Origin of the sequence: Novipirellula methanifontis (assembly GCF_052161655.1) — a bacterium.
GTDB lineage: Bacteria > Planctomycetota > Planctomycetia > Pirellulales > Pirellulaceae > Novipirellula.
The window spans coordinates 10,305,951-10,332,073 of record NZ_CP197418.1 but is presented as its reverse complement, the minus strand read 5'-3'; the positions used below and the strand labels follow the sequence as shown (position 1 = coordinate 10,332,073).

Here is a 26,123-nt window from a genome sequence, read left to right as displayed (position 1 = left end):
TTTTTGGGGCGGCGTTCCAACCGATGTAGTAAGGCGTTGACATCATGCCGCGAAACATCTCTTCATAAAGACGCGTGACGTCTTCGAGCGACTTCGCGCCGGTGCGGTATCCAGCTGATTAACCAACAAGACCTCTGTTCTGCTCGTGAAAGGCTCCCCTAGGCAATCGCTATCCGAACCAGGGATTTGTTGAGCTAGGTGCCTTGCGGTGGTGCACCATCAACATCGGCCGATTAAACTGACAAGCGGCGCTCGATCGCCTGCGATCGCGGACGAAGGACCATCGGTACAATAACTGACCAATTTTTGTTGCTAAAATCACGCGGAGCGATGATTGCAAATTTGATTTGGCGTCACTCATTGTTCCGATGTTACTAAGGACCTTCGGAGTCATTACTGACGTAGCGGAACTCGCGCGAGAGTTTCGACCAGCCTGGAAAACGAAAGTCTTGACGACTTCCGCTACGGGAAAACCCGTCACTTATTGTTCCGACGTTGCTAAGGCGTATGTTTTCTGAACCGCGCAATAAAACCCCTTCGACGAGATGATCTAACCATGCGACGTCGCCATCTGCGTGTATGCCGAGCATTGGAAGTCGGTCACCTTCGGGGACTGCTGTTCTTCCTGTTCGTCGTAAACTCGATCGCAGATGCCAATACGTGGGCGCAGGATTCTTGGAATCGAGAAGTCGAACATCACAAGTTCGTTGAGAAGGTCCAGCCGTTTCTTACCCGTCACTGCGCTGGCTGCCATGGTCCGAAACGGTCGAATGCTGGATTCCGCATCGACCAGCTTTCGACTGACTTCAATGCTCCCACCGTGGCGGAGCAGTGGAAGGAGGTCGTGGACATGATCAACCTCGGATCGATGCCGCCCGAGGATGAACCACGGCCTACGCCAGGCGAGTTCGAGCCCGTTGTCGATTGGATCAACACGGGGCTGCGTGACGCAGAACGGGCCGCTAGAAATGCGGGTGGGCGGATTCCCATGCGACGTCTCAATCGGATTGAGTTTGCCAACAGTGTTCGCGATCTTTTGCACATGGACCCGCTGGTGCTCACGCCGCTTGTCGAGGAACTGCCTGGCGATGGAAAGGCGGAGGGGTTCGACCGTCTGGGTGTAGCCTTGTTCATTGACCAGACACAGATCGAACGAACGCTTGCGGTCGCCGAACGCATTGCCGAGCGCGCAATCGTCGTCGGTGTGCCTCCGGTTCGATCCGAACGGTTCGAGGCTGAGGAGAATCCGCGCGTGGCGCGTCGCAAAACGAAGTCGAAGAGCCGGTTCGCGGAGACGCTGGTCGAAATCGGTGAGACCGGTTCGGAGGTTATCGACGGTGGTGTGCGATACGTTCACGGTTACGGGAACCGTTCAAAGGATGACCCTCGAGGTCGGTTGGGGAACGTCGATGGCACGGACGTGGTGACCCAAGACGGCTATTACCGCATCCGAATTCGTGCGGGCGCCAGCCCCGGATCACGCGGCGAACCGATCCGAGTGACCGCCGTTTATGGTGCCCGAACGCCTGTCCACGACGAGGTCGAGATTCCAATCGATGCACCGCTTGACGACCCACGTGTCCACGAAGCGGTGGTGTTCCTACGCTGTGGCCCAGACGGATTGAAACGCAGCGTCGCGTTCACATTCAACGACATCGTCGATCTGATTGTGTCTACGCCGGAGGCTAGCCGTTGGAACAACGTGGTGCGGAGAGCTCAAGGCAAGTTGCGTGACGCCAACACGTCGGGTGCGTCGCAGGCCGAGATCGAAGCCGCGCGCACCGAGTTGGAGACGATCGTTGCCGAGGCGAGCAAGTGGAAAGGGCCACTGAGGCACTTCAATCCCCAGCGAGATTCCGAGAACCCGCCGACCATCTTCGTCGACTGGTTCGAGATCAGCGGCCCGGTCGCGAAGGAGTGGCCACCAAAAAGTCACAAGACGATCTTCTTCGCTGGCGAGCAGCGCGAGGACACCGAGTACGCGCGGGAGATCTTCGTCCGGCTCCTTCCGCGGGCCTATCGCCGCCCCGTGAGTCAGGCCGAAATCGACGGCGTGGTCCAATTTGTCGAACGAGCTCGAGAGACGGGGGTTGGGCTTCACGAAGCCGCGAGGTTGGGGTTGGCACGCGTTCTTTGTTCTCCCGGTTTCCTCTTCATCCAAGAACCGGCGATTGGCGAGACACCACGCGAACTCACCGACTACGAACTCGCCTCGCGGCTGAGCTACTTTCTCTGGTCCAGCATGCCGGACGAGACGTTGTTCGCGCTCGCCGAGAGCGGGCAACTTCACAATCCGCGAACGCTCATGGAGCAGGTCGATCGCATGCTCGATGACCCAAAATCCGCGGCGCTGGTCGAGGGGGTCGCAGGTCAGTGGCTGCACGTCCGCGAGTTCGGCAATACCATGCCAGCCGCCGAGTACCGGGACTACGACGCGGAACTTGAGGAGTCTTCCAAGCTGGAGGCCTACGCGTTTTTTCGGGAGGTCGTCGCTAATGATTTATCCGTCACCAATTTCCTCGACAGCGACTTCGTGATGATCAACGAGCGGCTTGCTTTGCATTATGGGATCGAAGGCGTCGAGGGTCCGAACATCCGTCGTGTCGCCGTCCAGCCGCAACATCATCGAGGTGGCGTTCTGGGGATGGCGGGCCTGATGACGTTGCTTTCCGACGGGACCCGTACATTGCCGGTGCGGCGGGCGGCTTGGGTCAAGACGGAACTGTTTGGCGATCCGCCGGGCAATCCACCGCCCAATGCCGGCGAGATTCAACCCAACACGGCCGGAAAAAAATTAACGGTGCGTGAGCGGCTCGACCTTCACCGCAATGAACCAACGTGCGCGTCGTGTCACACGAAGCTGGACCCGTTTGGGATCGCGTTAGAGAATTATGATGTGATTGGGCAGTGGCGCACGCAGGCGAACGGCGAGGGGTTCCGCAGTAGAAACGCGCCCCCGATCGACGTCAGCGGAAAGTTCCCAGAGGGTGACGCGTTTGCCTCGCTCGATGAGTACAAGGCGGGACTGCTGAAGCGGCGCGACCCATTCACACAAACCCTCGTCAAAAAAATGCTAACCTACGCGCTCACTCGCCCGGTCGGTTACGCCGACCACCAAACCGTGGACGCCATCACCGAATCGGTTCGGAGTGACGACTACCGGATTCGCACGCTCATTCGCGCCGTTGTTCGCAGTGAACTCTTTCAATCGAAATAGAAAGCGAGATCAACATGGACCATTCACCGCTGCGTCGCCGCACGTTTCTCCGAGGCGCTGGAGTCACGATGTCCCTGCCTTGGCTCGAGGCGATGAGTGTCTGTGCTCGCGGGGCCGACACCGCCGGTGGCATTGCGGCCGACGAAATTCCCAAGCGTTCGGTCTACTGCATGTGGGGACTTGGGCTGAACGGCCGGGACTTCACGCCAGCCACCGCCGGACCCGACTACCAGCTAACGCCCATCCTGCGACCGCTCGAGCGCCATCGCCGCGACTTCACTGTTGTCAGTGGACTCAAACTGACCCACTCTGGCGGCCACGGCGGCGATCGCACTTTCCTGACCGGCACGAACACGCACGAGAGTGGTAGCAAACTCCGCATCTCCTGTGATCAGGAACTCGCCAGCGTGATCGGGCACCAGACTCGGTACTCATCGCTGGTTCTCGGCATCCAACGGGGAACTGGGTTTGGCAACCCGCAAGACAACACGCTTTCATGGAGTCGCAGTGGCACGCCGCTCCCGGCTGAGAACCGGCCTCATGTGCTGTTCGATAAAATGTTCCGCCCGGATACCGGCGATACGCTCGCTGAACGCGAGGCCGAGTTCGCGCGGCGCTCCAGTGTGCTCGACTCCGTGCGGTGCGAGGCCGCTGCGCTCTCCAATCGACTTGGCAAGGTCGATCGCGAGAAGCTCGACGAGTACTTCACGGGGATTCGAGACCTCGAGAAGCAAATGCAAGTTGAAAAAACATGGTTGTATGAACCGAAGCCAACGGTCGACACGCCCAAGTTCGGTGATGAACAGGGCCTCGACCCCAGTCGCAGGGGACTCGACTATCGCCGCTATCAGCGGCTGATGTATGACTTGATTACGCTCGCCCTGCAGACCGACAGCACCCGTGTGATCTCTTACCTGGCACGCATGGATAACTCGGACGGAACCGGAGCGTTTAGGGGTGAGGGCAACCCGTACGGTTACCACGAGATGACCCACCACGGCGAGGATCCCGACAAGCTCCGTTGGTGGACCAAGGCCGATACTTGGTACATGGAAGAATGGGCCTACTTTCTCGACCGGCTGAAATCGATAAAGGAGGGCGACGGCACGCTGCTTGACCACACCATGGTCGTCTGGGGATCTTCCGGCGGAACGATCAACGCCCACAACAACCATCATTTGCCAGCCATCCTGTGTGGCGGTAGCGGCATCGGAGTGAAACACCAAGGGCACGTCCGCAAGGAAGATGCCTATCTCGGCAACCTGTGGCAGACGATGTTCGGCGTGATGGGCGTACCGGTTCCCGAGAACTTTCAGGGCGGTGAAGCCGACGGTGTGATTGGAGAGATCGTATCAACATGAATTATGATCAATCCAGAATACCACGCCGAAACTTCCTTGGCGGGACACTCGCATTGCCATTATTGGCGTCGCTAGGCAATGCTGCAGAAACGAAGAAAGCGCCTAAGCGACTCGTTTGTGTAGGAACGCAATTGGGCTGGTACAAGCCGGACTTCTTTGCCAGTAGCGCGGATGCCCGGCTCATCAAGCCGCTGGATGACGCGGGCGTGGGCGACCAGTTCACTACGATTTCAGGGCTCGATCATAAGGGCCCGACGGGGAATGGTCATGCTTTGGTTTACACGCTGTTCACCGGTCAGGTTCTGCGAAGTGTTTCGCTGGACCAATTAGTCGCGGCGAAAATGGGGTCGGAAACCCGCTACGAATCGCTTCAGCTCTGCGCTGGTGAGATTCGCAACAATGCGGCGATGTCGCTGAACGCAAATGGGATCCCGTTGCCTCCGATCATTCGGCCCAGTGTTATGTTCGGTAAGATTTTTGGCGGTAAAGCTGCGGATATGAAACGCCAGCAATACCTGCTCGAATCGGGGCGTAGTCTGCTCGATGATGTCAGCGAAGATGCACGGATTTTGCGAGCACAAGTCGGTCGACAGGATCAGGATAAGCTCGATGAATATCTTACCGGCGTCCGCGAGGTGGAACAGAAGCTCGCTCGCCGCCGTGATTGGCTCGATAAACCGTTTCCTGTGCGCGAGCCGGGTTTCTCGCTGCCCGAGAGCGAGGTTGTGGCGGAGTCTATGTTGCTTCAGAACGAAGATTTGATGTGGGATTTGATGGCGCTCGCGATCAAGAACGATTCGTGTCGTGTTTTCTCCCTGACCATCCCGCTGGGCGGGGCGGCGTTGTTACTTGGCGATAGTCTCATGTCGACGAGCTATCACGGCCTTTCGCACCACGGAAACAGAAAGAACAAAGTCGACGAACTCGTGGCGGTTGAATCCGCTCACATGAAGGGAGCATCGCGTTTTATGAAATCGCTCAGCCAGACGCGCGACAGCGATGGCTCCACGATGCTTGATAACACGACTCTGCTGATTGGCAGCGCGATGGCAGATGCGTCAAAGCACCGGCGCGTCGATTATCCATTGATGATTGCCGGCGGCGGATACAAGCACAAACGCCACGTTTCCTGTGGTGCGGATCAAGAGCACAAGAACGAGATGGCATGCGATCTCTACGTCACGGTTTTGCAACAACTGGGTTTCGAGGCAGATTCATTCGCTTCGAGCACGTCGAACCTGAACGGGGCGTTGCTATGAGAACGTTGTCTACTCTTCGTTTAACCGGCAGCCGCAGGCGCACGCGTCTCCCGGTTTGTCAAAACGCGTGCGCCTGCAGCTACCGGTTAAACGATTGGGAGGACTCGACATGATTCACGCGTACCATGTGATTCTGCCTTGCTACGGGTGTTGGCTTCCCAACGATCCTCGTGGCTCATGGTCTGACTTTGTTGGTAGCTGGGAGATCGCGAAGTACGGCGCAACAACCCGTGCGTTGGAACAACGCAATCTTTCTCAATTGACGCCCGAAGAGATAGCGCAGCGAAAAGCTGCACAAAAGGCATTGCTTTACCCACCGGTTGTTCTTGACGGACACCAAGCGTCATCGATCGCCAATGGATTTGCAAAACAAGCGGCCACCAGCGGTTACTCGATCTGGGCGTGCGCGATTCTTCCCGAGCACACGCACCTGGTTATCGCTCGCCATCGATACAAGGTCGAACAGGTCGCAAATCTATTGAAGGGTGCGGCAACAAGACAGTTGCTTGACGACGGCCGACATCCGCTGGAGCAGCATGCAAGATCGGACGGGGCGACACCACAAATGTGGGCGAAACACCAATGGAAGGTCTACTTAGACGGCGAAGACGCGATTGATAATGCAATCGCGTACGTAGTTGAAAATCCAATCAAAGAAGGCAAACCAAAACAAGAATGGAAATGGGTCACTCCGTTTGCAGGTCTCGATAAAGGATGGGTAACGTACCATTGATTATTTCTCGTTTAACCGGTAGCCGCAGGCGCACGCGTTTTTTATTTGCTAATTGGTGCGCTCGCGTGCGCCTACGGCTACCGGTTAAACGATTATTGTGCGTCGCGATATTGTTGTGCGCCACGGCTCAAAGCGATGCAGCCGAACCCATCCCGAAATCCATCACCGATTTCACCAACGAATTCTGCGTCAAATGCCATGGCTCAGATGCACAGCAGGGTGACTTCCGCATCGATACTCTGTCGTGGGATCTGACCAAGTCGGATTCCCGCGAACAATGGGATTTGGTTTTTCAGTATGTCTCGGATGGCGACATGCCGCCGAGAAAGGCGAAAGCTCACCCGGGCGCTGCGGAAAGAGAACAGTTTATCAAGGCGCTCAAGACCGGTTTTACTTTGGCTGATCAATCCGCTCGGCCAGGTGGCACGCCGGTACGCAGACTCAATCGGGTCGAGTATCTCAACACAGTGCGCGACCTCTTCGGCTTCCGCATGATCAACCTGCCGCTCTCGTTTCCTGAGGACGTTGCGAGCACGGAGTTTGACACGATGCCGGAAGGCTTGTTTCTCTCCCCGTCCGTGATCGATGCATATCACGAATCGGCAACGAACATCGCGGATCGATTCGTGCCTTTGCCGAGATCCATTTCTTACACGTCAGACCTCACCACCGAAACGATCGGTGTCGACGGGGTCAGAGGCTGGCGTGGAAAGAAGAAGGTTCTCAAGTTCACCGGCTTCAATATGTCCGGTTGGGTCGGCGCACTGTGGGACCCCTTGTTTGTCGCACCGGAATCAGGCGTATACCGCGTGACACTTCTGGCAAATGCGCAGGCCGAAACCGGTGCCGACGGAAAACCTTTCCGGCTCAGTTTTCACGCTTTTGATCCCACTGAATCGGAACTGCCAAAGCGACGACGCATCGAGAATACGACGCTCGTTGCTGAGGTCGAAGTTCCAACTGGCGAGCCGACGTGGATCCAGTGCGACGTTCCGATGGAAGCGGGCGAAACATTTCATCTTTACTGCGTGAACCGGCTTTCGCCTGATGTTTTTCCCATAGGCGATTTAAACCGCACCCAAGTCAATGGTGCCCTCAAAAAGATCAAAAAACGCCCCGAGCCAACTGTTGAACTACGCGGGATGAAAATCGAAGGCCCGGTCGCCGTCCCACCTCGAGTCAAAGAATTTTTTGGCACTTGGCCGCCGAACCTCGACCGTGTTGAACTGGAGGCAAAGCTTCTCCCTTTCGCCCAGCGAGCCTTTCGTCGCCCGCTGACGGATGCTGAATCGAACAAGCTGATCGCAGCGGTTTTGAAGCATGGCGAGGAAACTGGAAAGCCGGAATTTGCTTGGCACTACGCCATTCGGCGTCTGCTTTGCTCGCCTGCGTTTCTTTATCGCGAGTCGGAACGTGAGCCGACGGCGCTAGCCGCGGGCCTCAAGCACCAACCCGAGGCTAGCAGCGACGGCTCACATGAAAAACCAAAAGCTTTCCGTCCACTCAATGACTTCGCACTTGCTTCACGGCTCTCCTATTTTCTCTGGAGCTCGTTGCCTGATAAAGAGCTTCTCGATCTCGCCGCAGCAGGAAAACTCTCGGATTCAGAAACGCTAGCCGCCCAAACCGAACGTCTCTTGGCCGATCCGAAAGCACAACGATTTGTGAAGAATTTCACCGGTCAATGGCTCGGAAATCGAGACGTCGCGGTGATCAACGTTTGCGACAATCGTTACCAATGGGATCCAACCTTGCGTTATGGTTTCATTCGTTCGACCGAGATGTTCTTCGACGAAATCCTGCGTGAGAACATGCCGATTTCCACCTTGGTTGATTCCGATTTCACCTACGCCAACAGCGCGATGCGAGTGGTTTGGGGGATGAAAACAAGGCGAGATAAAAATCTCGAAGCCGTCGCCGCTCGCCGACGTCAAAGCCTAGCTTGGCCCGAACCTGAACGCATCGACTTGAAGGATGGAGAGCAAAACTTACCGCGTCACGTTCTCGATCGTCGAGGTGTGCTCGGCCTGCCCGGTGTCCTCACGGTGACCGGAGACGGCGTGGAATCATCGCCCATCCTGCGCGGTGTCTGGGTTCTAGGAAATCTCTTCGGTCAGCATCCACCGCCGCCACCCAAGGACGTCCCTGCGCTGGATGTCGATACCAGTCAGGCGATTACCGTCCGCGAAACATTGGCGGCCCATCAAACGATCGAAACGTGTGCCAAGTGCCATCGCGATATCGATCCGATTGGCTTGGCACTGGAAAACTTCGATGCGGTTGGTGGTTGGCGAGACAAATACATCGGTCAGAAACAACCCATCGACGCGAAAGCGACGATGCCCGACGGCACGCAACTCAGCGGAGTGGATTCCATTCGGCAAGTGCTGCTCGACAAACCGGAAATCTTCATCCGTTGTCTGCTTGTTAAGTTGCTGCAGTACGGCGCAGGCAGAGAGCTCTCGGTCGGAGATCAACGCGTCGTCAATGCCATCGTCAAGGCTGAACCCGACGGCGGTTACCGTTTTCAGGATCTGATCGTTGCCGCCACAACCAGCAATGTTTTTCGAGCGAAGTAACCCATGAGTAGTCGATCCGTATTGCTGAGCCGCAATCGTTTAACCGGTAGCCGAAGGCGCACGCGTACGTCAACATGAACTCGCGAACGCCTGCGGCTGACGGTTAAACGCGCCGTCGCAAAAACCAAGGCTTTCAGCTACGCCACTGAACCAACCATGAAACATCTCGCCCTACCTTGAAAATTTGTCTGTATCCACACACTCGATATACAGCTTGGCCGAACGCTTAAGTTCTTCATCGAGTACTTTGTGATCGAGGATGGTGACTCTTACGACAAGACACTCGCCGTCGCGGGTGAAATGGGAGAATCGATCGTCGAGAACTATGAGATGTATCGAGAGTGTTTCGAGAAGCCGGCAGAGTTCACCGGTGACGTCGAGAACATCTGAACAAACTGTCGAACCATCGCAAGCATGGGAGCGGCGGTGGCCAGCGTTTTTTGGAGTCAAAGTCAACTCCCGCCACCCCGTGATGCGGGTCGTTCTTGCTGTCCGTGGTTGCTCGGTCGATAGCCAATTTCCGAGATGGTTGCTCGATCGCTTGCCGCTGCCAATGGACGCAGGGCAGACCTCCACGATAAAGCCATTAGTGTGCGATTAGAGAAGATTAGTGTTCTTTCTTGTTGGAACACTCATTGCCACTAAACATGACCGAGCGCGACGCGATTGCTTCTGGTTGGAAGAGGATGTATGTTCGCGTGTGCTGGACGGTGTCCGTAACGCAGCCTGAAGGCAGAACCATGAAATGCTCTGGAGTACAGGTGGTCCGTTTTCTCGTCTGCTTGCAAGCCTTTCTCGCGTACCTCGTGATTTCACCGTTACCCGAAAGATAGGAGCCTTATGCGATGTTCAGAATCCTCGCTGTAGCCATCACGATCGCGATATGCACCACAGCACGTGCTCAATCACCGGACACTGATCTTCCTGAAAAGCTGCTCGGATTCATCACGCCCGGGATGCGAGTGGGGATCCAGTCTGTCGACGGTACGACGAACGTAATTGTCCACTGCTATTCCGAGGCGAACTTTACTGTCGCTAAAGAAATCGCGAGGCGCGGACAACGGATGATCGACGCAGAGGAGCTTGCAAAGCAAAACGAACTCGTACGCGTTGCCCTTGTCCAATATGCTGAAAGACCGGACTTCATGGCCTCATCGGCTGATCGTGTTTCGGTGATGCCATTGATCCGAACCACACTCGGTCAAATTGCGGGCGTTGGTTACAACTACGTTTTGATTGAGATCGATGGCGAGGCAACGCAAAGACTGGTGATTTCCGACGCGTGTATCAGCAAAGTCTACCTCGATGCAAATCCAATACGGTTCTTCGGTCCTCGGCGTGTTGAAAGCTCGAATGGTGAGTAGTAATCGAGTGCACCTGGGTGCGCAAACCGGACGGTCTTGAAGTTGAGAAGATTTTGTGCGTACCACGTGATCCGTACCGTTATCACACTGAAGGAATAGCATGAATCCGCTTCCTTGCATTATTGGCTTAGACGCCGACGAGCTTGCTGATATCAAGCGGCGATACGGGGGCCCCATAGTTTGCCACGCGTTGCTTCCGGCAATTATGGTTCGTGATGGCGAACTCTTTGTTCAGTCCGCAAGCGGTGCTCGACTTCTGCCTGTTTCTTGTTTGGTTTTCCACGGCATCTTTGCTGACGATCACGATTTCATCACGGGCCTTGCGATCTGGGGTGGCCGATGCCTGCCTAACGCTTCGGCGATGATGGATTGTCGGCTCAAGCTTCCTTGCCTTGCACGAGCATTGCGTTTTACCTCGTTCGCCGATCCGCCGCGTGGCTACTCCTCACCAGGGGCCGAATACATCGCAAGCGGTCCATCTGTTGCGAAATGGGGTAACTGGCATTGCGGCGAAAACAAGGAGCGATTCGAGGAATCGCTCGTAACGGATGAAGCGTCTATCGTTGAGCCTTTCATTGATGGTGACGCTATTCGCGTCGTTGTGATCGGGGAACGCGCCTGGCAAATTCGGCTTGAGGGTGACGACTGGCTTAAATCTATCCACCACGTACTGCATCAATCGTGGACCCCGACTCTGCGCTCGTCGCCGACACTCGGGCCGTGGCTCGGGGCTTTGGACTTGAAATCGCTGCGAATGACTACATCGTCGATCGCAACGGACGACCTCACTTGCTCGAAGTTAATCACATTCCTAATGTCACGCGATTCCCGGAAATCTGGGATGGTTACTCACAGTTCGTACTCGATTGGTTGACGACAAACGGCGGATAACCAAAGAATTGCATGAGAGTGGCGGTGCGTATGCGTTTCGAAGTGGACGATCAACTCCCGCCACCGCGTGAATTTTAACGTTAACGTTCTGCTAATCAACTACGATCGATCGCATGACGAGGCCAAATCCGTACGTTCCACCAGCATCGTCCAACGAAAACGCCAGCCAGTCGGCCGAGTTGCCATCGACTTGGCTGCGGAACTTCAAAGCGATTGCGGTTGTATCCGTCAACTACTCAGTTCTCTGCGCAACGTTCGCGCTAACGCGTTCGGCGATGCCGGAGCTGCTGCTTCTGATCCTCACTGCGATCTCTGCGATTGCCTCCGCATGGGCAAACGTCCAATTTGGACCACGCATTGGTTGGAATCGGGGCGGACTTCCTGTCGTGATCTTTGTGTTCTTCCTCGCACTCGTCGTATATTTCTTGACCGCCTTAGCGCTCGGCGGTATGGTCAATGGCGTCATCAACCCGGTGACGGTTTATAGTCCGTATCCACCGTGATGTTTCGCAACAATGAAGCAGAACCATGGGTTGGACGCGGAGGAGTTGAATTCGCGTTTTGGCAGTGGTTGCCCATTTGCTCGTCCCCGGTCAAACCTGCCGTTCGCTAACCAACGTGCCGATGGCCAAACCATACCAACCACCGGAGACAGTCGGAGACACATCGCTGTCTCGACGCCCGGTTAGGCGACACCTCCTCGGTGCGTTGCTGTTGTTCTGTATCGGCGTCACAGCTAGTGTTCCCGGATTTCTGCTCCTCAATCAAGAACTTGGGTGGATTCCAACTCAATCCGGGATTACAGGCATCGAATTCAATGGACGACCAATTTCCAATGGTGCGGCTATTTGTTACTCGATTGGTTTTTCCGCAGCGTTGATTGCAATTGCATTCTTTCTTTTTGTGATGGGCATGCGCAATTGGCGAATAAATCGATTGGTAAACGGACGCCCCGATCAATAGAATAAGCATTCCTCGGACTCACTGGGCATGCGGCCACTACATCGCTGCAGAATGCAGCGAACCAGACCATGCCCATAAGTCGCCGAGTTGAGTTTACTGGAGTGGTGAGTCATTTGCGGCGACCACGTGATCGTTATCCGACTGAAGCAAATGAAAGTATCACGCCGCCTGAGATACCGCCTACGAACTGTCATTGCGGTCACCGCAGTGATCGCGTGCTGCTTTTCATGGTTGACGAACAGAGCAAATCAGAATCGCAAACGACGTCAAGCGGTTGAGCAAATCTGGAGGCTCGGAGGCAGTGTCGGATTCGTTGGTGAACGGGTATTTGATCGGCCCACATCCGAATCTGATTGGGCGATCGTTGAATCAAGAGGCTGGTTCTACGACGCAATACACACCCGAACTCCAAAGCAGGTATTGTTTGCCAATTACATTGGATATCCGACCACGGTAGATGACACTGACATTCCCGAACTCGTTGGCGCGTTGAAACGACTGCCCGAAATCAATCGGGTGCGGCTCGATGCCACTGATATCTCTCGCGATGGCATGGAGCAGATGCGAACGGATCTTCCCAATGTAACAATAGGGACTCCGCAGTTGGACTTCCCTAGTCAAGCAAACGAGCGTCAAGCAAACGAGCAACCATCGAATGCAACGCAGGGCCGGTGGTCAGCTTCCCCGCATGGACGCTCAAACGCCGGTTCCCGCTGATCTGGGGCGTTCGCCAAAAAATATCGCGTGCCCACTTCGTTCTCAAATGAGGCCAATAGAGAAGACCCCGGTAATCCGCCGCTGATTCCATTTGGCCGTCATGCAATTCTCAATCCGATTCCTTTTTAGCATCGCTGCAGCATTTTCGGTGCTTTGCGCGATTACAGTGCGATATCCACCAATTGGGATCGCCTGTTTCTCGCTGGTTCCCTTGGGTATCGTTCTTGTATTCCGCTCTCAGCGACAACAAAGTACTCCAACGCGAGTCGTTAAATGGTTGCTGGTCTTGTTTCCGATCTACATCGCTTCGACTGGCCCTTTCAATATGCTTGTGATGCAACATATTTTCACGGAGTCTAGTCTTCCAATGGCGTTGGCCATCCGAATCGGCCATGTCATTTACCGACCGGTTGATTACGCGATGCCACCGGGGATGATTGGCGACGCCTACGGTTGGTACATTGGTGAATGGATGAAATACGGACTTCAGCTCACGTTCGGTCCTTTGTTTGAACTCCTTGGCGAAGATTTCCCAGAACTTTAACCCGTGAATGCTGGCGAACCATCCGATGCATCGAAGAACCGGTGGGCCGTTCTCACGAGTGGATGCTCAACTCCCGATCCTCGGTGTTCGGTACCGTTTGATTGAGCAATTCCTATGAGACGACGCCTCTGCAAGAAACGGCGTCTTGGTGAGTTCACGGAGTTTTGCTTCGAGATGTCGGCAAAGTTCACTCCAGGAACCACCGAGGCCAAAGCCGATTATTTGATAAACAATTTTATCGACTAGATTGAGGCATCGAGCCTGCAGTTCGGAGACGCTCACTTGCCGCAGTTTGCAGTGTTTGACTGGAAATAGAAAACAATGCCCCTCTTTCAATGCCCGAAATGTGGAAAGCAATATCTCGTTCCTCTGGCAATCTGCGAGTCGTTTCTTGACGACACACCAATGACCACGCCAGAAGGCAGCACAGAATCGGTATTTGTGCTTCCTTGTCCCGATTGTCCCCCCTACAAAATTCGTGTCGTCGATGGCGACCTACTAGACCAAGACGTTGATGTGATCGTCAACGCTTGGAACCGGAACATCATTTCGTGGTGGCTATTGCTTCCCCAAGGTGTTTCCGGGGCAATCAAGAAACGTGGTGGCACTGGTCCATTCAAGGAACTCGCCAAGCACGGGCCGATTCCACTTGGGTCAGCAGCGCTCACGTCAGCGGGGAAGCTCCCGTTCATGGGAATCATCCACGTCGCCGGGATCAATATGCTTTGGAGGGCATCGGAAACGTCGATTCGTAATTCCGTCAGGAATGCAATCAAGGTTGCCGAAGACAATCGATTTCAGTCCATCGCCTTCCCGTTGATCGGAGCCGGTTCGGGTGGCTTCAATCAGGAGAAGGCGAAGCACATCATGCTCGATGAATTACAAAAGTTGGAATCAACGATCAAGGTAACAGTTGTGATTTTCAAAAGGTCGTGACGTTGACGACGACGCTACATTGCAGTCGGAGAAGGTCGAGGACTTCGAAGAATCGATATGCACATCCATCGCGAGGGTTTTTTAACCCGGGACCCCGGTCCTCTGCTGATCGGGTACTTGGTTATTCTGCCTGTGTAGCTCCAAGGTTTTTCATCAAACCCACCGATTCTCCCAACTCATGGGTCGAGGGCAAACTATCTGGCGTGACCCTGGAGGGGGTGTTGGTTTAATCGCCATGCAATACACTACCGCCCCTCCTCTGGTGAAATATGGCACTTGTTCTACCGTTTCATAGTTCGCCATCTCTGAAATCTGCGTGGGTGCACACGCCTCAGCCAAGTCTGTTCTACGGGGTGAGAACAAACTTGACGCTAGTTCTGCAGCGGGTGAGAATAGAATTCGCGGTGTACCGCTACGAAGAGGAGATCACTGTGAGAACAAGTTTCGACTCAGGGTGAGAACACCCCGAAAAGGCTTATTCTCACCCTCACTCACCGCAGAAACATAAGTTATCCGAACCAAGAGACGTGACCCTGACTGAATCCGCGGGGCCCTATCGTTCACCGCCAACTTTGGATGCATCCGATTCAACCAGCGTTCCTGTGCTGTTGCTCTCAGCGACCGGACTTGTGTTCGGTTGCATCTTTACGCTGATCGCTGCGTTGTTCATTGCCTACATGGTTTCTATCCCATTCGCGTATCCCGGTTTTTCTGACCCTACAGTTCCGTACTCGCACTGGCCCTGGTTAAACTTCCTATACTCAGGTTTCTTCGCAGGGATAGCCGCCATCGTCGGCATACCGCTTGTCCTGGTCTCCATGAGACCGTGGCGGCGCTCTCTTGCGGATTTGCGCGGATAACCATGGGTTGTTGACGGAGCGGCGGTGGCACGCTTCCCTGTTTGCTTGCATGTCGTTCGCCGCCGCCCGCAAAACCCTACCGTTATCCGATCTCTTGGCTGCCATCGTTTACGTGCCATTCACACCTGCTGCCCTTCCCTATACCTGACATCACAAATGACACCTGAATTCAATGAGCGTATTCGGATCATCGCGGAGGAACTTCATGCGGAAACAATCGCATTCGCTCGGAACGGATGGAAATCCTGTCGGCTTGCGGTGCGATACGACGCGGGCCGAAGTTTCTCGTCTTTTGCGGAGGCTACTTTCGACGACAATACATCGAAGCAGATGAGATTGTCGAATGATAGAATGGACTTAACGCTTCTGAAGTTGGCGGATGACATTGACACGATGGAACCTGCTGCGAAAGCTTTTGTTTTGACGATTGACCCAAGCCTGGAATGTTCGCTCTCGTTTACCGAAGATGCCGTGAAGCTGGTCGATCGACAGGAAGAGTCTGTTCTGGGTGACCACCCTGATGACTAGCAAAGCTGACGGATAACCATTCCGATGCACGGGAGCGGCGAAGTCGCGTTTTTAACAAATGAGAATTTCTCGTCGCCGCCCCGTGATCGGTGGCGTTCGCCAACTAGAAAAGTCGAACAGGATGCAAAGGCGATTCTCACTTAGGCGACTGATGACGGTCGTAATCGTAATAGCATTTGCATTCGCATTTGGCCCGTATGCCTACCGTCAGGTTCGGTACTTTTCACAAATGCAGAAGCTTCGCACTTGGGCATCCGAGGTTAAGCGGCTGCCGAACCGTCCTGAATCGATTTCCATTCCGATGTCCGGTGGACAATCACTCAGCATCTCCACGGTCAAGAAGACCGTCGCTCCCGACTATTCATACGCCACGATCGAAGCGGATGCGCAACCCGATCCGTCCCGTTTTTTTGTTGTCCCGCCCGGAAAGTGGGTCACGTCGATTGATGAGGCGGTTGTTGCATGGGAGAGCCATCTTAATCATCCGTGATGTCGTCGGTTGTCTGCTAGACTATCCTTTGTATTGCTCACGACTCTTCCATGCGTCGGATCTTGCGGCGAACCAGCGGTTGCGTCGGAGGTCGCGAGTTGACGTTTTTGAAGTGGTGAGTCGTTCGCGCGGCCCCGCTGAACCGTACCGTTAACCGACTGGGCTAGACATTCTCAAACTTCCAACGTGTCATCCGCTCACATGAAAGAATACTGCTACGAGTCACCGTTTGAGCTCGAGATTAAATCCGTAACTGTCAACGCTCGTCCTCGCGTTGTGAAAGTGATTGTTGAACACCAAGGCAACATCGCCACATTCACCTTTGGCAATCCGTCGCCAATTGCTTCGTTGGCTGGCTTGTTCGAGGAACTTGATCGAATACGTATCGCAGATCGCAATCTTTTCGGCTCGCAACTTGATTTCGGTCGCTACGACGTCCAAATTTGGGATGAAGACAACCCTTTTGCGTGCTTCGACTGTGACGACTATTCGGTTGACGGCCTTGATGACTGAATATGGGTGTGCCCCCACACTATAATTGCGGGTAACATTCGCGTGCACCGGAGTGCGTGAGTCGGGCGGTTTTACAATTGAGAATCTTTCGTGCGTACCCGGTGACGCGTGCCGTTCTGCAATCAACGAGATACCTATGCGACCCATCTTTGCTGCCTTGTTGGTCGCCGCTTTCGGCACTGTCTGCATCGCAGACGTAAGGCCCGATCCTTACGATGCCTTGTACGATGTCATCATGGTGCGCACATCAACGGATGACCCCGCCTTTGCGGATCTTGTTTCGCCGCTTCTTTGGAAGGAATCCAGATACCTGGTGTCCGATGGCACTCTCGCAAGACTTTTGCAATCGTTGGCCGAATTTAACGCCCTGCCTCGCGATCAGATCGAAGCCTATCCGACGCTCAACCGAGCGATTCTTCAACACCATTTGTGGACTGTGTTCGACTGGACGACGCAACCGGGGCTGTCGACGGCCGATGATCCGCGTGTGCTGCCGTCGAAGCTCCGCAAGATGCAGAGCGAGTTGGCTGTCGCAATAGGAAAGCTCGCTCTATCTGATGCTGAGATACAGAGCTTGCCGAATCCGTTGACTGCGACGGCCGCTACGGAAAAATTCTCAACGAATTACAATGCTGATGAATCGAAACAGCCGTTCCTTCCGAAGGACATTCTTGAGGATGACGGGCCTTGGGTCTGCCTGTCGAAGGTAGATCATTCCGTTCCGGCAATTGTTCATACAGAAAGTGTTGCCGCTCGTTCGGCCTTTCACGTTTTGATACGATTGCCAGAGGGTCGAGCTGCTGCGCTCAAGTACGTCGCCGAGCTGGCGGCGCTGCGTACGCCCTGGATTTCCGGGAAGCAGGCTCCCTACACTCAAATCCCGGGGCATCCGGCATTCAGGGATCTGGATTTTCACGACAATCCATTGACGCCTCAATTTCCGGTCGGCACACAGTTCGCGATTGTCGAGCAGGCATTGCTGATCAATGATTCGGGGAAACTCACTCTTAGCCCGTTGGTGCATCGAGTTCAGTTGCGTGTTTATCTGAATGTCGATCTTGACGCACGACGAAACAACCCGGCGATTGGGCTGCCGAGCCAGGCTTTTTCCGAGTTCGTGATGCAGCCGCGAGAGATGATGCGGGGAAATGTGCCGATGAGGCCGATTGCCGCCGAGGAGATTCATTACACAACGACATTTCAATCGGGCGACAAGATCGAAAATCCACCGCGGGGGGCGAAGGTCCCGCGACTCCATTCGTGTACCGGGTGTCATCTTGGTGCGGGGATTCATTCGGTCAATAGTCGTTTCGAGTTGTTTCAGAGCAGACGCCTCGTCCCTCCCCGCTTCTCGCCCGCCGTTCCCGAACAGATTGGTGCCGCTACCATAAAGATCAAACGCGGCATGTATTCGTGGGGGCTATTGCAAGGTCTGTTGGCGAAGTGAAGTAGCGTTTAACATTGGTTGCAGAACATTTGTGTGAACCGGAGCGGCGAATCCGGGCGAATCAGAATTGACAGCGTAACGTCGCCACCCGATTACGCTCAACGTTCGCCGGACTAAAGTCGCTCGACATGGCAAACATTGTGATCGACACACCCATATCTCCCCATACTCAACCAACTTTGCACCAACGGGTGCTTCTGATTGCGTTTATCGTATTCGCGATACTTGCGTTCATCGTCGCAATCGCGATGTTCGTTTCATCGACATTTGCGAACATAATGCTGCCGTACTACGGATGGCCGATCATCGGATTGTTCTACCTTGGTGCTCTGAAATACGCGGTTCCGCCGTTGGTGACGCGAAATGTTGCTCCCGTCCCGGTCTGCTTGCGCGGGATCGCGCGGACGATGGGCATTGTTGCGTGCTTCGGATTGGTTTCAGCGTTGATCGGATTTACTGGCGATAACGATGGTAACCCGTATTTGACCGTTCATATGCTGCAGCCTTTCTGGACCGTCTGCGTTCCGTTGGTGTGGATCGTGCTTTTGCATTTCGCCAAGAGTCTACCACAGGCGGGCACTGATTCCGTTACGACGGCGGATCGAGATGTGGTAGGCTGAAATCAGTTGCCGGCGATGGTCGCCGAACATCCGTCGTAAACATACCGACGAACCATGAATTGCACTGCAGAACGCGAGTACGGCGACTTTGTCATCACAACGTCTTCTGCGCGTTCTCGGTGAATTCAGCCGTTATCCGACTGAAGAGATCATGACCGAACACGACCCGTTCAACGAACCAGAGATCGCACATCCACGTGCTCGCGAACTGATGACCGAACCGCTGTTCTGGGACTGCGTTGACGAATCCGCGCCGTTTGGAAGCGATGAAGGTAGCGTAGCGTACTACGAATGGCGATCCTGGCGAGAAGAGAACCAAAATGTCTCACTTTCGGATTGCTTCGCCTGGATTCTGAACGGCGAACTTTCCGATTACGCCCTCGCCTACGAATCGGACGATTGGGATTCCTTTACGCTTGATGCCACAATCATCGCCACTGGACTCGGCCAACTAATGGACGAAGGAACCATCGACAACGACGCTAAGCCGTTCCTCAAGATTGCTATCCAGCGACAGCGGGTTCCAGGAGCGGGGCAATTCGACTCAACCGCACTGGACGCGATCGAACGCGTTGTTCGGGACGCTTGATCCAAAAATGACGGAGACCCAGATGGTCGCACTGGAGTGGCGGTGGCCGCGCGTTTCGAAGTGGTTGATCAAATCCCGCCACCACCGTGAATTCCAACGTTAGCCGTTGAGCAGGTATGACAACAGAAACACACCACTGTTAATCACAAGGAGTTGCAATGAATCTAGCTGTTGACGTGGTTTCGGATGTCATCTGCCCATGGTGCTACATCGGCAAGCGACGGCTTGAGAAGGCGATTGCTGCTCTCGATGGTCAGCACGACGTGCAGGTTCACTGGCATCCGTTCGAGCTCAACCCAACGATGCCGAAAGAAGGCATCAGTCGCAAAGTATATCGCACCAGAAAATTCGGCAGTTGGGAACGCTCAATGGAACTGGATGCTCAAGTTATTGCTGTTGGGGAATCCGAAGGGATACATTTCGCCTTCGATAAATCTGAAACAACGCCAAACACAGTTGATGCTCACCGGCTCGTCTGGCTTGCCGATCAGAATGGTTGTCAAGATGCGGTTGTTGAGGCACTGTTCCGAGCTTATTTCACAGAGGGCAAGGACATCAGCAAGCGACAGAGACTGATTGACGTGACTGCTGAAGCCGGACTGGACCGGCAAGCTGCCGACACTATGCTGAACAGTGATGATGGAATGGATATCATCTCAAACGCCAGAGAAATGTCACAGCGATATGGGGTCACAGGGGTTCCATTTTTCATTATTGACCAGCAGATCACGTTGTCCGGCGCACAACAGGCGGAAACCTTCCTTGAGGCGTTCAGACAGGTGATGGATTCTTCGACATGACAGGGAAAACACCGGCAGAGTTGTATGCGAAAGCTGAAGAAATTAGATGAGTCAGATCAAAGCGATTTCTAAGTATGTACATGAAGCTGAAGCCAATCCTCCAAGCCGTCCTTCGAGATTACTCCCTTCCACTGGGCGGTGATCATGGCGTTGCGCATTGGGCCAGAGTCCTCGGAAATGGGCTGAAACTGGCCGAAGTAACTGGAGCCAACGTCGAAGTCGTGTCACTGTTTGCTGTACTTCACGACTCACGCAGAATCAACGAAGTCACTGATCCAGAGCATGGGCCACGGGCTGCCGAGTTCGCCGTTGAACTGCGGGGTGACCTGTTCGAATTGGACGATCACGAGTTCAGGCTGTTGTACCGTGCCTGCGAAGGGCACACCCACGAACGGGATCATCCCGACGCGACAATTCAAACTTGCTGGGACTCGGATCGTCTTGACCTTGGCCGAGTCGGGATCATGCCACATCCGAGCCGTCTATGCACCGAGTTTGCCAAACGACCAGAGACAATCAAGTGGGCTGATGGTCGGGCGAGCTTTCGAGTCGTTCCAACTTTTGTACTGGACGACTGGGGAATCGATCTGGAGAAGGAGGGAATGTGGTAAATTCGGAACAAGAGTTTCCTGCGATTCGCAAAGCCCCTGCGAGAGTGTTGGGCTATGTCATTCCCAACTATCTGCGAGTGGCCGTGCTGCCGGGAGTTGGAATGGTTGTCGGTGGCGTCTAGCATGACATCCAAAGTGTCTCGCACGTCGGCCACGAACCGGTATTTTGATCCCCGTTTCGAAACATTGAAGTTAGCGATCCTTGAACTACGTCCGACGCTTCAGCCGTTGCTCGATGAGCTTGCCAGAGACTGCTAGCTGCCGCCCCATCGCTGGCTGGTTACACAAAATCAAAAGGGGCTTCATCCTAACGCCTCTGACGCGAAATCTGACCCAAATCCACCCCATTTCCTGACCCATGCACTTGTACCCACTGTCGGTTACAGATCGGCGAATGTCGTAAGTTGTTGGTGCTCAAGGAGATTGGCGCACGAAAAAAGCCGCTTGTGAAATCACAAGCGGCTTCCAGAGTGGAGGATAACGGAATCAAGACTCGCAAGCCGCAAGTCACTGATACTACAAGAGTTGTGACGATTTGAGAATCGCAAATCCGACACAGAATCCGACATTTCCGACACTGAGAGATCCATTGGCTCGTGCAGTGAATCCTCTACTCTGATTTTTTAGCCACCATTGAGTCCCACCTTCCGTGGTTTCCATTCTCACTCAGATCTCTGATCTGGTCGCCGCCAAAGCTGCTCCCTTCGTAGATCAACAGAGCCTCGGAGTTGTCTCCAGCCGTGAAATTCTCGTCAGGTAGAAATTCTCCCTCGAATGTTTCTCCAGAAGTGATCCTCACGGCCCTCAGTTTCCCGGTGAAGCACATGTTGCCCTGATCCTTGCCGAGATTTCCGATCACAAATTGTGACTCGACCTCGGGCTGGTTGGTCGGATCACAGGTCGCTACCAGCTTGCCATTCAAATAGACCCGAGTCTCATCGGAGCCAAAAACGACGGCGAGATGGCTCCAACGATTCGTCGGGAAGTGGTATCTCGTGGCATCGGCACCTCCACGCACGGTTTCGGCCATTGGGTGACCACCTTTGCCGACTCCCATACCGATACCGTAGTGGCCCGGAACGTCGCTTCCAACGATGAATTGAATTTCTGAATTGTCCACATCGCTTGGGGCAACCCAAGCTTCAATCGTAATTGGGATAGTCGAGTTCATCACTGGAGTCACAATCCGACGTGTGCCGTCAAACGTGATGCCACCTTGAACAGATGGATCAACAGCCTCTGTGTTCGCCGAATTGAAGAACTTCCCCGCCGTGTATCCAGCAGCCACAAGAGCTACTCCAACAGCAATGATTCCGATCCATTTCGGCAGAATGACCTTTGGAACTGCTGATTCTTGCAAGCTCTGTCGAAGAGCTACAGCAAAGTCTTCAGCGGACTCGAATCGATCTGCTGGATGCTTGGAAAGGCACTTCAGGCAGACAGCCTCGATTGAAGGCGTCACTGATTCGTTGGCAATCGCTTTTGGTGATCTGAAAAGAATCTGCTCCCGTAATGTTCCCGGCGTTCTGGCTGAATATGGACTCTCTCCCGTTAACAGTTCGTACAGCACAACACCAAGCGAGTAGATGTCGCAACGTTGATTGACCAACTGAGTTTCATTGGCGATTTGCTCTGGAGCCATGTACGGCAGTGTGCCCCTTGTCGCAGTCACTTCGTCTGCTTCATGTGTTGACGCAATTCCGAAGTCGGTGATGAGCGGTTTACCATTTTCATCAATCAAGATGTTCGCTGGTTTGATATCTCGATGAACGAACCCTGCTTTGTGTGCATATTCAAGATTCTTGGCGATTTCGGCGACCAACAGAACGGCGTTTTTGGCGGTAGGACGACTGCTGGCGATGACTTCGCTTAGATTCCGCCCCTCGATAAGTTCGCTGACGATGAAATAGGTTCCGTCTTCTCTGCCAACATCGTGAACGGAGACAATTCCCGGATGCCTCAGTTTGGCAACTCGACGAGCCTCTTCGATCAGAGCATCAACCTGCCCGTTTGAGTCATGCCGATGTGGGACTTTGACTGCCACATGTCGCTCAAGTTCTGGATCGAATGCTTTGTACACTCGCCCAAAGCCACCTTGAGCAATCAACGATTCAATCCGGTATCGATCGCCAAGAGTCTTTGACAGAAGTTTGTCAGGCTGATCGTCACCCAGATCATCTTCCTTGGTCATCCATGACATCTTTTTGAGGTCATCGATCTTTGACTGAAGTTCATCGAGTAGCTCGGGATGGTCTTTGCACAGATCAGTGGGTGCAACATCATCACCATGCTCGAAGGATTCCTCCCAGCGAAGCAGTAAGTCAGAAATGATGTCGTCTCTATCTTCCATCAATCAATCCAGTGCGACTTCAGTTGTTCCGAGAGTTGCAGCCGTGCGGCTTGCCAACGTCGTTTCAAAGTCGCAAGTGAAACGCCAAGAACTTTCGATGCTTCGGGTTGGCTCATCCCTTCATAGAAAACCAGCCCGACAACCGCTTGCTGCTCTTCCGGCAACTGCTCGACAGCCGAGTGAAATTCTGACCATCGCTCAAGTGTCTCAGGTTCGTAGTTGGTGTCCGCTGATCTTTTGATTGTCTCCCCGTCATTTGTGTCGTGATTTGCACCGACACCTTCGGCCCCAGAAAAGTGACGGGCCAGATCGATCAATTCTCTTCGTATCTGAGTTGCTGCCAATCCATAGAACTGTCGTGGCGATTCGGGCTTCACTTGGGCCAGCGATTTGTGAAGCCGAATCATGGCGTTCTGTAAAACGTCGTCCGTCTGCGACCACCTCGATACGGATGGAAATGATCGAAGCATTTGCCTTGTTCTAAGCCTGAGACGCTCACAGGTGTGTTCGATGATCGCTTCACGGGCATTTATGTCGCCGGATTTGAAGTCAATCAGGCGTTCTTGGAGTGCGGTTGTGTGTCCGAGGTGATTCATGCAGCCCAGTTTACAGGGTCATTTGCAGGAATGAATCAGCCCACATAAACCTATGCGAGAACAATGTAGAATCAGGCTCAGGGAATTTCCAACGGACACCAACTACGATTAACGTGAGCCTGTATTGTCTCGGCTTTCGCTTAGAAGTGAAACACATTGAATCAGCCGCTGGAGTTCTAAATGTCAAAGAACTGGTATTACGAGAAGAACGGAACGAAACACGGGCCAGTCTCCCACGAGGAACTGAAGAAACTCGTATTTGACGGTGAATTACGATCTGACGAACGGGTGAGCAATGATGGCAAGCGATGGCGACCAGCCAAACAGGTGACGGGTCTTCCTCCCAGACAGCCCAGTGGAATAAAAGGTGCAGCAGATAGCAGCACCACATCGTTGACTCCCGCCGTCAAGTACGCAGCAATCGGCTGTGGTGGGTTACTGCTGATGATGGTGTTCTGCATCGGAATCATTCCGATGGCAGCAAGAATCATCGATCCCGAAGGCTTTGCAAATATCAGAGCGGGTAAGAATCGAGATGGCTCGGAACGCTCTGAACCTGATTCTCAAGTACCTGCGATTTCAGATGGGGATCGGCATTTTGATAAGGCGGAAGCCCTCAACGAGACCATTTACTCCGCTTCAAAATTGTTTCTTGATTTTGAAGGCAATGAGGTTGCAGCCAATCAGTCGTACAAGGGAAAAACCATCGTCGTCGATGGCGTCGTACACGACATCGAGGCAGGCGGATTCATGTCGGGTGTAACGGTTAATTTACGGAAGCACTTTGACGCTCGGGGAACCCGATGTGAACTCACGAGTGCGGAAGGGACATCGGATACGCTTCGTGATCTTGCTGTCGGAAGCCGAGTGCAGATCCGAGGTTACTGCGAGGGTTTCACCGGAGTAACGGTCAGGATGAAGAACTGTGAAATCATCAAATAGCAGACACCAACCACGGCACCCATGCAAATTGGTGTTGGGGAGACCCAACATGCCAAATCAGATCTGGCACTTCAAGAGAGACGGAAATCAACATGCGCCGGTTCCTGAAATTGAACAGAAGCTTGCAGATTGCGTTCTTCAGAAAACGCATCGAACATCGGTTAAGATTGTCGGTGGCGGCGAGTGCAAGTGTTGCGTGGTCAACAACAAAACAAAATTTGGATTAACGGCAATGAAAACATTATGAGCAATCCACAGTGGATGTATTCCTCGGATGGTGAAGGCTTTGGGCCGTTCACTGAGACGCAGCTTAAACAATTGATTGCGGCAGGACTGGTCAGCGAGAATGATCGAGTGTGGAAGGAGGGCGACACGGAATCGCAATCGGCGGCTTCGTTCATTTCCCCATTGCCACATCCGAAGGGCAGGCGGGTAACTCCCCCTTTCCAGCGAAAGGGCTTGTGGATTTCGCTTCTGCTCACGGGCGCTATTGCACTCGTTCTTGGATTAGTGACCGATATTGGCTCGTGGCTTCGTGGGCTTCCTGTTGATGAAGATGTCTCTGTCAATGTTGCTCATTCGGGGACGACCGCAACGGAAAACAGTCTTGCAACTGCCAGTCTAAATGTTGCTGACGCTACGGACGTGGCATCCAACGAAATGCCATTGGCGGTCAACGACACCACGCAAAGGGATTCGACCGCAGGATCTAAACCCACAGTCAGCACGAATGGAATGACTGACGAGGGATCACACAAACCGGCTGAAACATCGATGGTTGCAAGCGATCCATGGCCTGTAGACGCACTCGAATTCAAAGGGCATCGCTACAAGTTCTACGAAGAGCAGGTGTCGTGGAAGCAAGCAAAGCAGAAATGCGAAAACATGAGCGGCCAGCTTGTCGTCATTGAATCGGCTGAGGAAAACAAATTCGTGACTGCGTTGGTTGTTGATGCTAACTGGAAAGAAGCGTGGATCGGTGCTACCGACGAGGATACGGAAGGTCTCTGGAAATGGGTCGGAGGCGGCTCGGTAAATGGTGGCTACACCAAGTGGTTCCCTAAGCAGCCAAACAACAAGAAGGGCGTCGAACACTACATGGTTTTGTGGGCGATTCGTGACGGTCAGTGGGTCGATCAGCCAAACTATTCACATCAACATCGACCCGGCATTATCTGTGAATGGGTTGGAAGCAAATCAGGAAAATGAGCAC

At 53.9% G+C, this 26,123-nt stretch carries 27 protein-coding genes; 25 read left to right on the top strand and 2 right to left on the bottom strand.

What is annotated here, in order from left to right; genetic code table 11:
- Positions 1-556 precede the first annotated feature (556 nt).
- The 22 genes from SH528x_RS36760 (at position 557) to SH528x_RS36655 (ending at position 21,144) form a co-directional block, all read left to right on the top strand.
- Positions 557-3,217, top strand: a complete 2,661-nt coding sequence (locus SH528x_RS36760; RefSeq protein ID WP_442508383.1) for a DUF1592 domain-containing protein — start codon at positions 557-559, stop codon at positions 3,215-3,217.
- Positions 3,218-3,231: 14 nt separating this feature from the next.
- On the top strand, positions 3,232-4,578 hold the full coding sequence (locus tag SH528x_RS36755; protein WP_442508382.1) for a DUF1552 domain-containing protein: 1,347 nt from the start codon (positions 3,232-3,234) through the stop codon (positions 4,576-4,578).
- On the top strand, positions 4,575-5,837 hold the full coding sequence (locus SH528x_RS36750) for a DUF1552 domain-containing protein (protein ID WP_442508381.1): 1,263 nt from the start codon (positions 4,575-4,577) through the stop codon (positions 5,835-5,837). Before SH528x_RS36755 ends, SH528x_RS36750 begins: the two co-directional genes overlap by 4 nt.
- A 109-nt stretch (positions 5,838-5,946) precedes the next feature.
- Complete coding sequence (locus tag SH528x_RS36745; protein WP_442508380.1) at positions 5,947-6,570, top strand: transposase; 624 nt, start codon at positions 5,947-5,949, stop codon at positions 6,568-6,570.
- A 113-nt stretch (positions 6,571-6,683) separates the two neighbouring features.
- Positions 6,684-9,149, top strand: coding sequence for a DUF1592 domain-containing protein (locus SH528x_RS36740; protein ID WP_442508379.1), 2,466 nt, complete (start codon positions 6,684-6,686; stop codon positions 9,147-9,149).
- A gap of 249 nt (positions 9,150-9,398) precedes the next feature.
- Positions 9,399-9,539 (top strand): hypothetical protein, encoded by a 141-nt coding sequence (locus SH528x_RS36735; protein WP_442508378.1) that lies wholly within the window; start codon positions 9,399-9,401, stop codon positions 9,537-9,539.
- A gap of 455 nt (positions 9,540-9,994) precedes the next feature.
- Positions 9,995-10,513 (top strand): hypothetical protein, encoded by a 519-nt coding sequence (locus SH528x_RS36730; protein WP_442508377.1) that lies wholly within the window; start codon positions 9,995-9,997, stop codon positions 10,511-10,513.
- Between the two features lie 681 nt (positions 10,514-11,194).
- Positions 11,195-11,404, top strand: coding sequence for a hypothetical protein (locus tag SH528x_RS36725; protein ID WP_442508376.1), 210 nt, complete (start codon positions 11,195-11,197; stop codon positions 11,402-11,404).
- Between the two features lie 113 nt (positions 11,405-11,517).
- Positions 11,518-11,907 carry a hypothetical protein gene (locus tag SH528x_RS36720; RefSeq protein WP_442508375.1) on the top strand — a complete coding sequence of 130 codons (390 nt, stop codon included), beginning with the start codon at positions 11,518-11,520 and terminating at the stop codon, positions 11,905-11,907.
- A gap of 610 nt (positions 11,908-12,517) precedes the next feature.
- The gene (locus SH528x_RS36715) at positions 12,518-13,084 is read left to right on the top strand and encodes a hypothetical protein (protein ID WP_442508374.1); all 567 of its coding nucleotides are present in this window, start codon (positions 12,518-12,520) and stop codon (positions 13,082-13,084) included.
- A 166-nt stretch (positions 13,085-13,250) separates the two neighbouring features.
- The gene (locus SH528x_RS36710) at positions 13,251-13,628 is read left to right on the top strand and encodes a hypothetical protein (protein ID WP_442508373.1); all 378 of its coding nucleotides are present in this window, start codon (positions 13,251-13,253) and stop codon (positions 13,626-13,628) included.
- 114 nt (positions 13,629-13,742) lie between these two features.
- A complete protein-coding gene (locus SH528x_RS36705) occupies positions 13,743-13,874 on the top strand; it encodes a 50S ribosome-binding protein YggL (protein WP_442508372.1) in 132 nt (43 codons plus the stop codon).
- Between the two features lie 159 nt (positions 13,875-14,033).
- Positions 14,034-14,564: a macro domain-containing protein gene (locus SH528x_RS36700; RefSeq protein ID WP_442508371.1), complete on the top strand. Its 531-nt coding sequence runs from the start codon at positions 14,034-14,036 to the stop codon at positions 14,562-14,564.
- A 1,211-nt stretch (positions 14,565-15,775) separates the two neighbouring features.
- The gene (locus SH528x_RS36695) at positions 15,776-15,952 is read left to right on the top strand and encodes a hypothetical protein (RefSeq protein ID WP_442508370.1); all 177 of its coding nucleotides are present in this window, start codon (positions 15,776-15,778) and stop codon (positions 15,950-15,952) included.
- 229 nt (positions 15,953-16,181) lie between these two features.
- Positions 16,182-16,442, top strand: coding sequence for a hypothetical protein (locus tag SH528x_RS36690; RefSeq protein WP_442508369.1), 261 nt, complete (start codon positions 16,182-16,184; stop codon positions 16,440-16,442).
- Between the two features lie 186 nt (positions 16,443-16,628).
- Positions 16,629-16,955 carry a hypothetical protein gene (locus SH528x_RS36685; protein ID WP_442508368.1) on the top strand — a complete coding sequence of 109 codons (327 nt, stop codon included), beginning with the start codon at positions 16,629-16,631 and terminating at the stop codon, positions 16,953-16,955.
- Between the two features lie 136 nt (positions 16,956-17,091).
- Complete coding sequence (locus tag SH528x_RS36680; protein WP_442508367.1) at positions 17,092-18,402, top strand: hypothetical protein; 1,311 nt, start codon at positions 17,092-17,094, stop codon at positions 18,400-18,402.
- A 191-nt stretch (positions 18,403-18,593) separates the two neighbouring features.
- Positions 18,594-19,022: a hypothetical protein gene (locus tag SH528x_RS36675; RefSeq protein WP_442508366.1), complete on the top strand. Its 429-nt coding sequence runs from the start codon at positions 18,594-18,596 to the stop codon at positions 19,020-19,022.
- A gap of 151 nt (positions 19,023-19,173) precedes the next feature.
- On the top strand, positions 19,174-19,611 hold the full coding sequence (locus tag SH528x_RS36670; protein WP_442508365.1) for a molybdate metabolism regulator: 438 nt from the start codon (positions 19,174-19,176) through the stop codon (positions 19,609-19,611).
- Between the two features lie 158 nt (positions 19,612-19,769).
- The gene (locus SH528x_RS36665; RefSeq protein ID WP_442508364.1) at positions 19,770-20,411 is read left to right on the top strand and encodes a DsbA family oxidoreductase; all 642 of its coding nucleotides are present in this window, start codon (positions 19,770-19,772) and stop codon (positions 20,409-20,411) included.
- Between the two features lie 80 nt (positions 20,412-20,491).
- Positions 20,492-21,022 carry a hypothetical protein gene (locus SH528x_RS36660; RefSeq protein WP_442508363.1) on the top strand — a complete coding sequence of 177 codons (531 nt, stop codon included), beginning with the start codon at positions 20,492-20,494 and terminating at the stop codon, positions 21,020-21,022.
- Entirely contained in the window at positions 21,016-21,144 is a 129-nt protein-coding gene (locus tag SH528x_RS36655; protein WP_442508362.1) for a hypothetical protein, read from the top strand. The genes SH528x_RS36660 and SH528x_RS36655 overlap by 7 nt, the downstream gene beginning before the upstream one ends.
- Positions 21,145-21,632: 488 nt before the next feature.
- Here SH528x_RS36655 and SH528x_RS36650 read toward each other — a convergent pair whose 3' ends face one another.
- Both SH528x_RS36650 and SH528x_RS36645 read right to left on the bottom strand, forming a co-directional pair.
- Positions 21,633-23,372, bottom strand: coding sequence for a protein kinase domain-containing protein (locus tag SH528x_RS36650; protein ID WP_442508361.1), 1,740 nt, complete (start codon positions 23,370-23,372; stop codon positions 21,633-21,635).
- Complete coding sequence (locus tag SH528x_RS36645; RefSeq protein WP_442508360.1) at positions 23,372-23,968, bottom strand: RNA polymerase sigma factor; 597 nt, start codon at positions 23,966-23,968, stop codon at positions 23,372-23,374. Before SH528x_RS36645 ends, SH528x_RS36650 begins: the two co-directional genes overlap by 1 nt.
- A gap of 180 nt (positions 23,969-24,148) precedes the next feature.
- Between SH528x_RS36645 and SH528x_RS36640 the strand changes: the two genes are divergently transcribed.
- From SH528x_RS36640 to SH528x_RS36630, 3 genes are read left to right on the top strand one after another with little or no spacing between them, the layout of a single operon-like run.
- Positions 24,149-24,910: an OB-fold protein gene (locus SH528x_RS36640; protein WP_442508359.1), complete on the top strand. Its 762-nt coding sequence runs from the start codon at positions 24,149-24,151 to the stop codon at positions 24,908-24,910.
- Positions 24,911-24,959: 49 nt separating this feature from the next.
- Positions 24,960-25,157 carry a hypothetical protein gene (locus SH528x_RS36635; RefSeq protein WP_442508358.1) on the top strand — a complete coding sequence of 66 codons (198 nt, stop codon included), beginning with the start codon at positions 24,960-24,962 and terminating at the stop codon, positions 25,155-25,157.
- Positions 25,154-26,119, top strand: coding sequence for a lectin-like protein (locus SH528x_RS36630; RefSeq protein ID WP_442508357.1), 966 nt, complete (start codon positions 25,154-25,156; stop codon positions 26,117-26,119). The genes SH528x_RS36635 and SH528x_RS36630 overlap by 4 nt, the downstream gene beginning before the upstream one ends.
- Positions 26,120-26,123 lie beyond the last annotated feature (4 nt).

Excerpts from the sequence above, each read along its gene's own strand:
- SH528x_RS36760 (WP_442508383.1), top strand. The coding sequence starts at position 557 with ATGCGACGTCGCCATCTGCGTGTATGCCGAGCATTGGAAGTCGGTCAC.
- SH528x_RS36755 (WP_442508382.1), top strand. The coding sequence starts at position 3,232 with ATGGACCATTCACCGCTGCGTCGCCGCACGTTTCTCCGAGGCGCTGGA.
- SH528x_RS36750 (WP_442508381.1), top strand. The coding sequence starts at position 4,575 with ATGAATTATGATCAATCCAGAATACCACGCCGAAACTTCCTTGGCGGG.
- SH528x_RS36745 (WP_442508380.1), top strand. The coding sequence starts at position 5,947 with ATGATTCACGCGTACCATGTGATTCTGCCTTGCTACGGGTGTTGGCTT.
- SH528x_RS36730 (WP_442508377.1), top strand. The coding sequence starts at position 9,995 with ATGTTCAGAATCCTCGCTGTAGCCATCACGATCGCGATATGCACCACA.
- SH528x_RS36720 (WP_442508375.1), top strand. The coding sequence starts at position 11,518 with ATGACGAGGCCAAATCCGTACGTTCCACCAGCATCGTCCAACGAAAAC.
- SH528x_RS36715 (WP_442508374.1), top strand. The coding sequence starts at position 12,518 with ATGAAAGTATCACGCCGCCTGAGATACCGCCTACGAACTGTCATTGCG.
- SH528x_RS36705 (WP_442508372.1), top strand. The coding sequence starts at position 13,743 with ATGAGACGACGCCTCTGCAAGAAACGGCGTCTTGGTGAGTTCACGGAG.
- SH528x_RS36700 (WP_442508371.1), top strand. The coding sequence starts at position 14,034 with ATGACCACGCCAGAAGGCAGCACAGAATCGGTATTTGTGCTTCCTTGT.
- SH528x_RS36695 (WP_442508370.1), top strand. The coding sequence starts at position 15,776 with ATGGACTTAACGCTTCTGAAGTTGGCGGATGACATTGACACGATGGAA.
- SH528x_RS36690 (WP_442508369.1), top strand. The coding sequence starts at position 16,182 with ATGCAGAAGCTTCGCACTTGGGCATCCGAGGTTAAGCGGCTGCCGAAC.
- SH528x_RS36680 (WP_442508367.1), top strand. The coding sequence starts at position 17,092 with ATGCGACCCATCTTTGCTGCCTTGTTGGTCGCCGCTTTCGGCACTGTC.
- SH528x_RS36670 (WP_442508365.1), top strand. The coding sequence starts at position 19,174 with ATGACCGAACACGACCCGTTCAACGAACCAGAGATCGCACATCCACGT.
- SH528x_RS36665 (WP_442508364.1), top strand. The coding sequence starts at position 19,770 with ATGAATCTAGCTGTTGACGTGGTTTCGGATGTCATCTGCCCATGGTGC.
- SH528x_RS36660 (WP_442508363.1), top strand. The coding sequence starts at position 20,492 with ATGAAGCTGAAGCCAATCCTCCAAGCCGTCCTTCGAGATTACTCCCTT.
- SH528x_RS36650 (WP_442508361.1), bottom strand. The coding sequence starts at position 23,372 with ATGGAAGATAGAGACGACATCATTTCTGACTTACTGCTTCGCTGGGAG.
- SH528x_RS36645 (WP_442508360.1), bottom strand. The coding sequence starts at position 23,968 with ATGAATCACCTCGGACACACAACCGCACTCCAAGAACGCCTGATTGAC.
- SH528x_RS36640 (WP_442508359.1), top strand. The coding sequence starts at position 24,149 with ATGTCAAAGAACTGGTATTACGAGAAGAACGGAACGAAACACGGGCCA.
- SH528x_RS36635 (WP_442508358.1), top strand. The coding sequence starts at position 24,960 with ATGCCAAATCAGATCTGGCACTTCAAGAGAGACGGAAATCAACATGCG.
- SH528x_RS36630 (WP_442508357.1), top strand. The coding sequence starts at position 25,154 with ATGAGCAATCCACAGTGGATGTATTCCTCGGATGGTGAAGGCTTTGGG.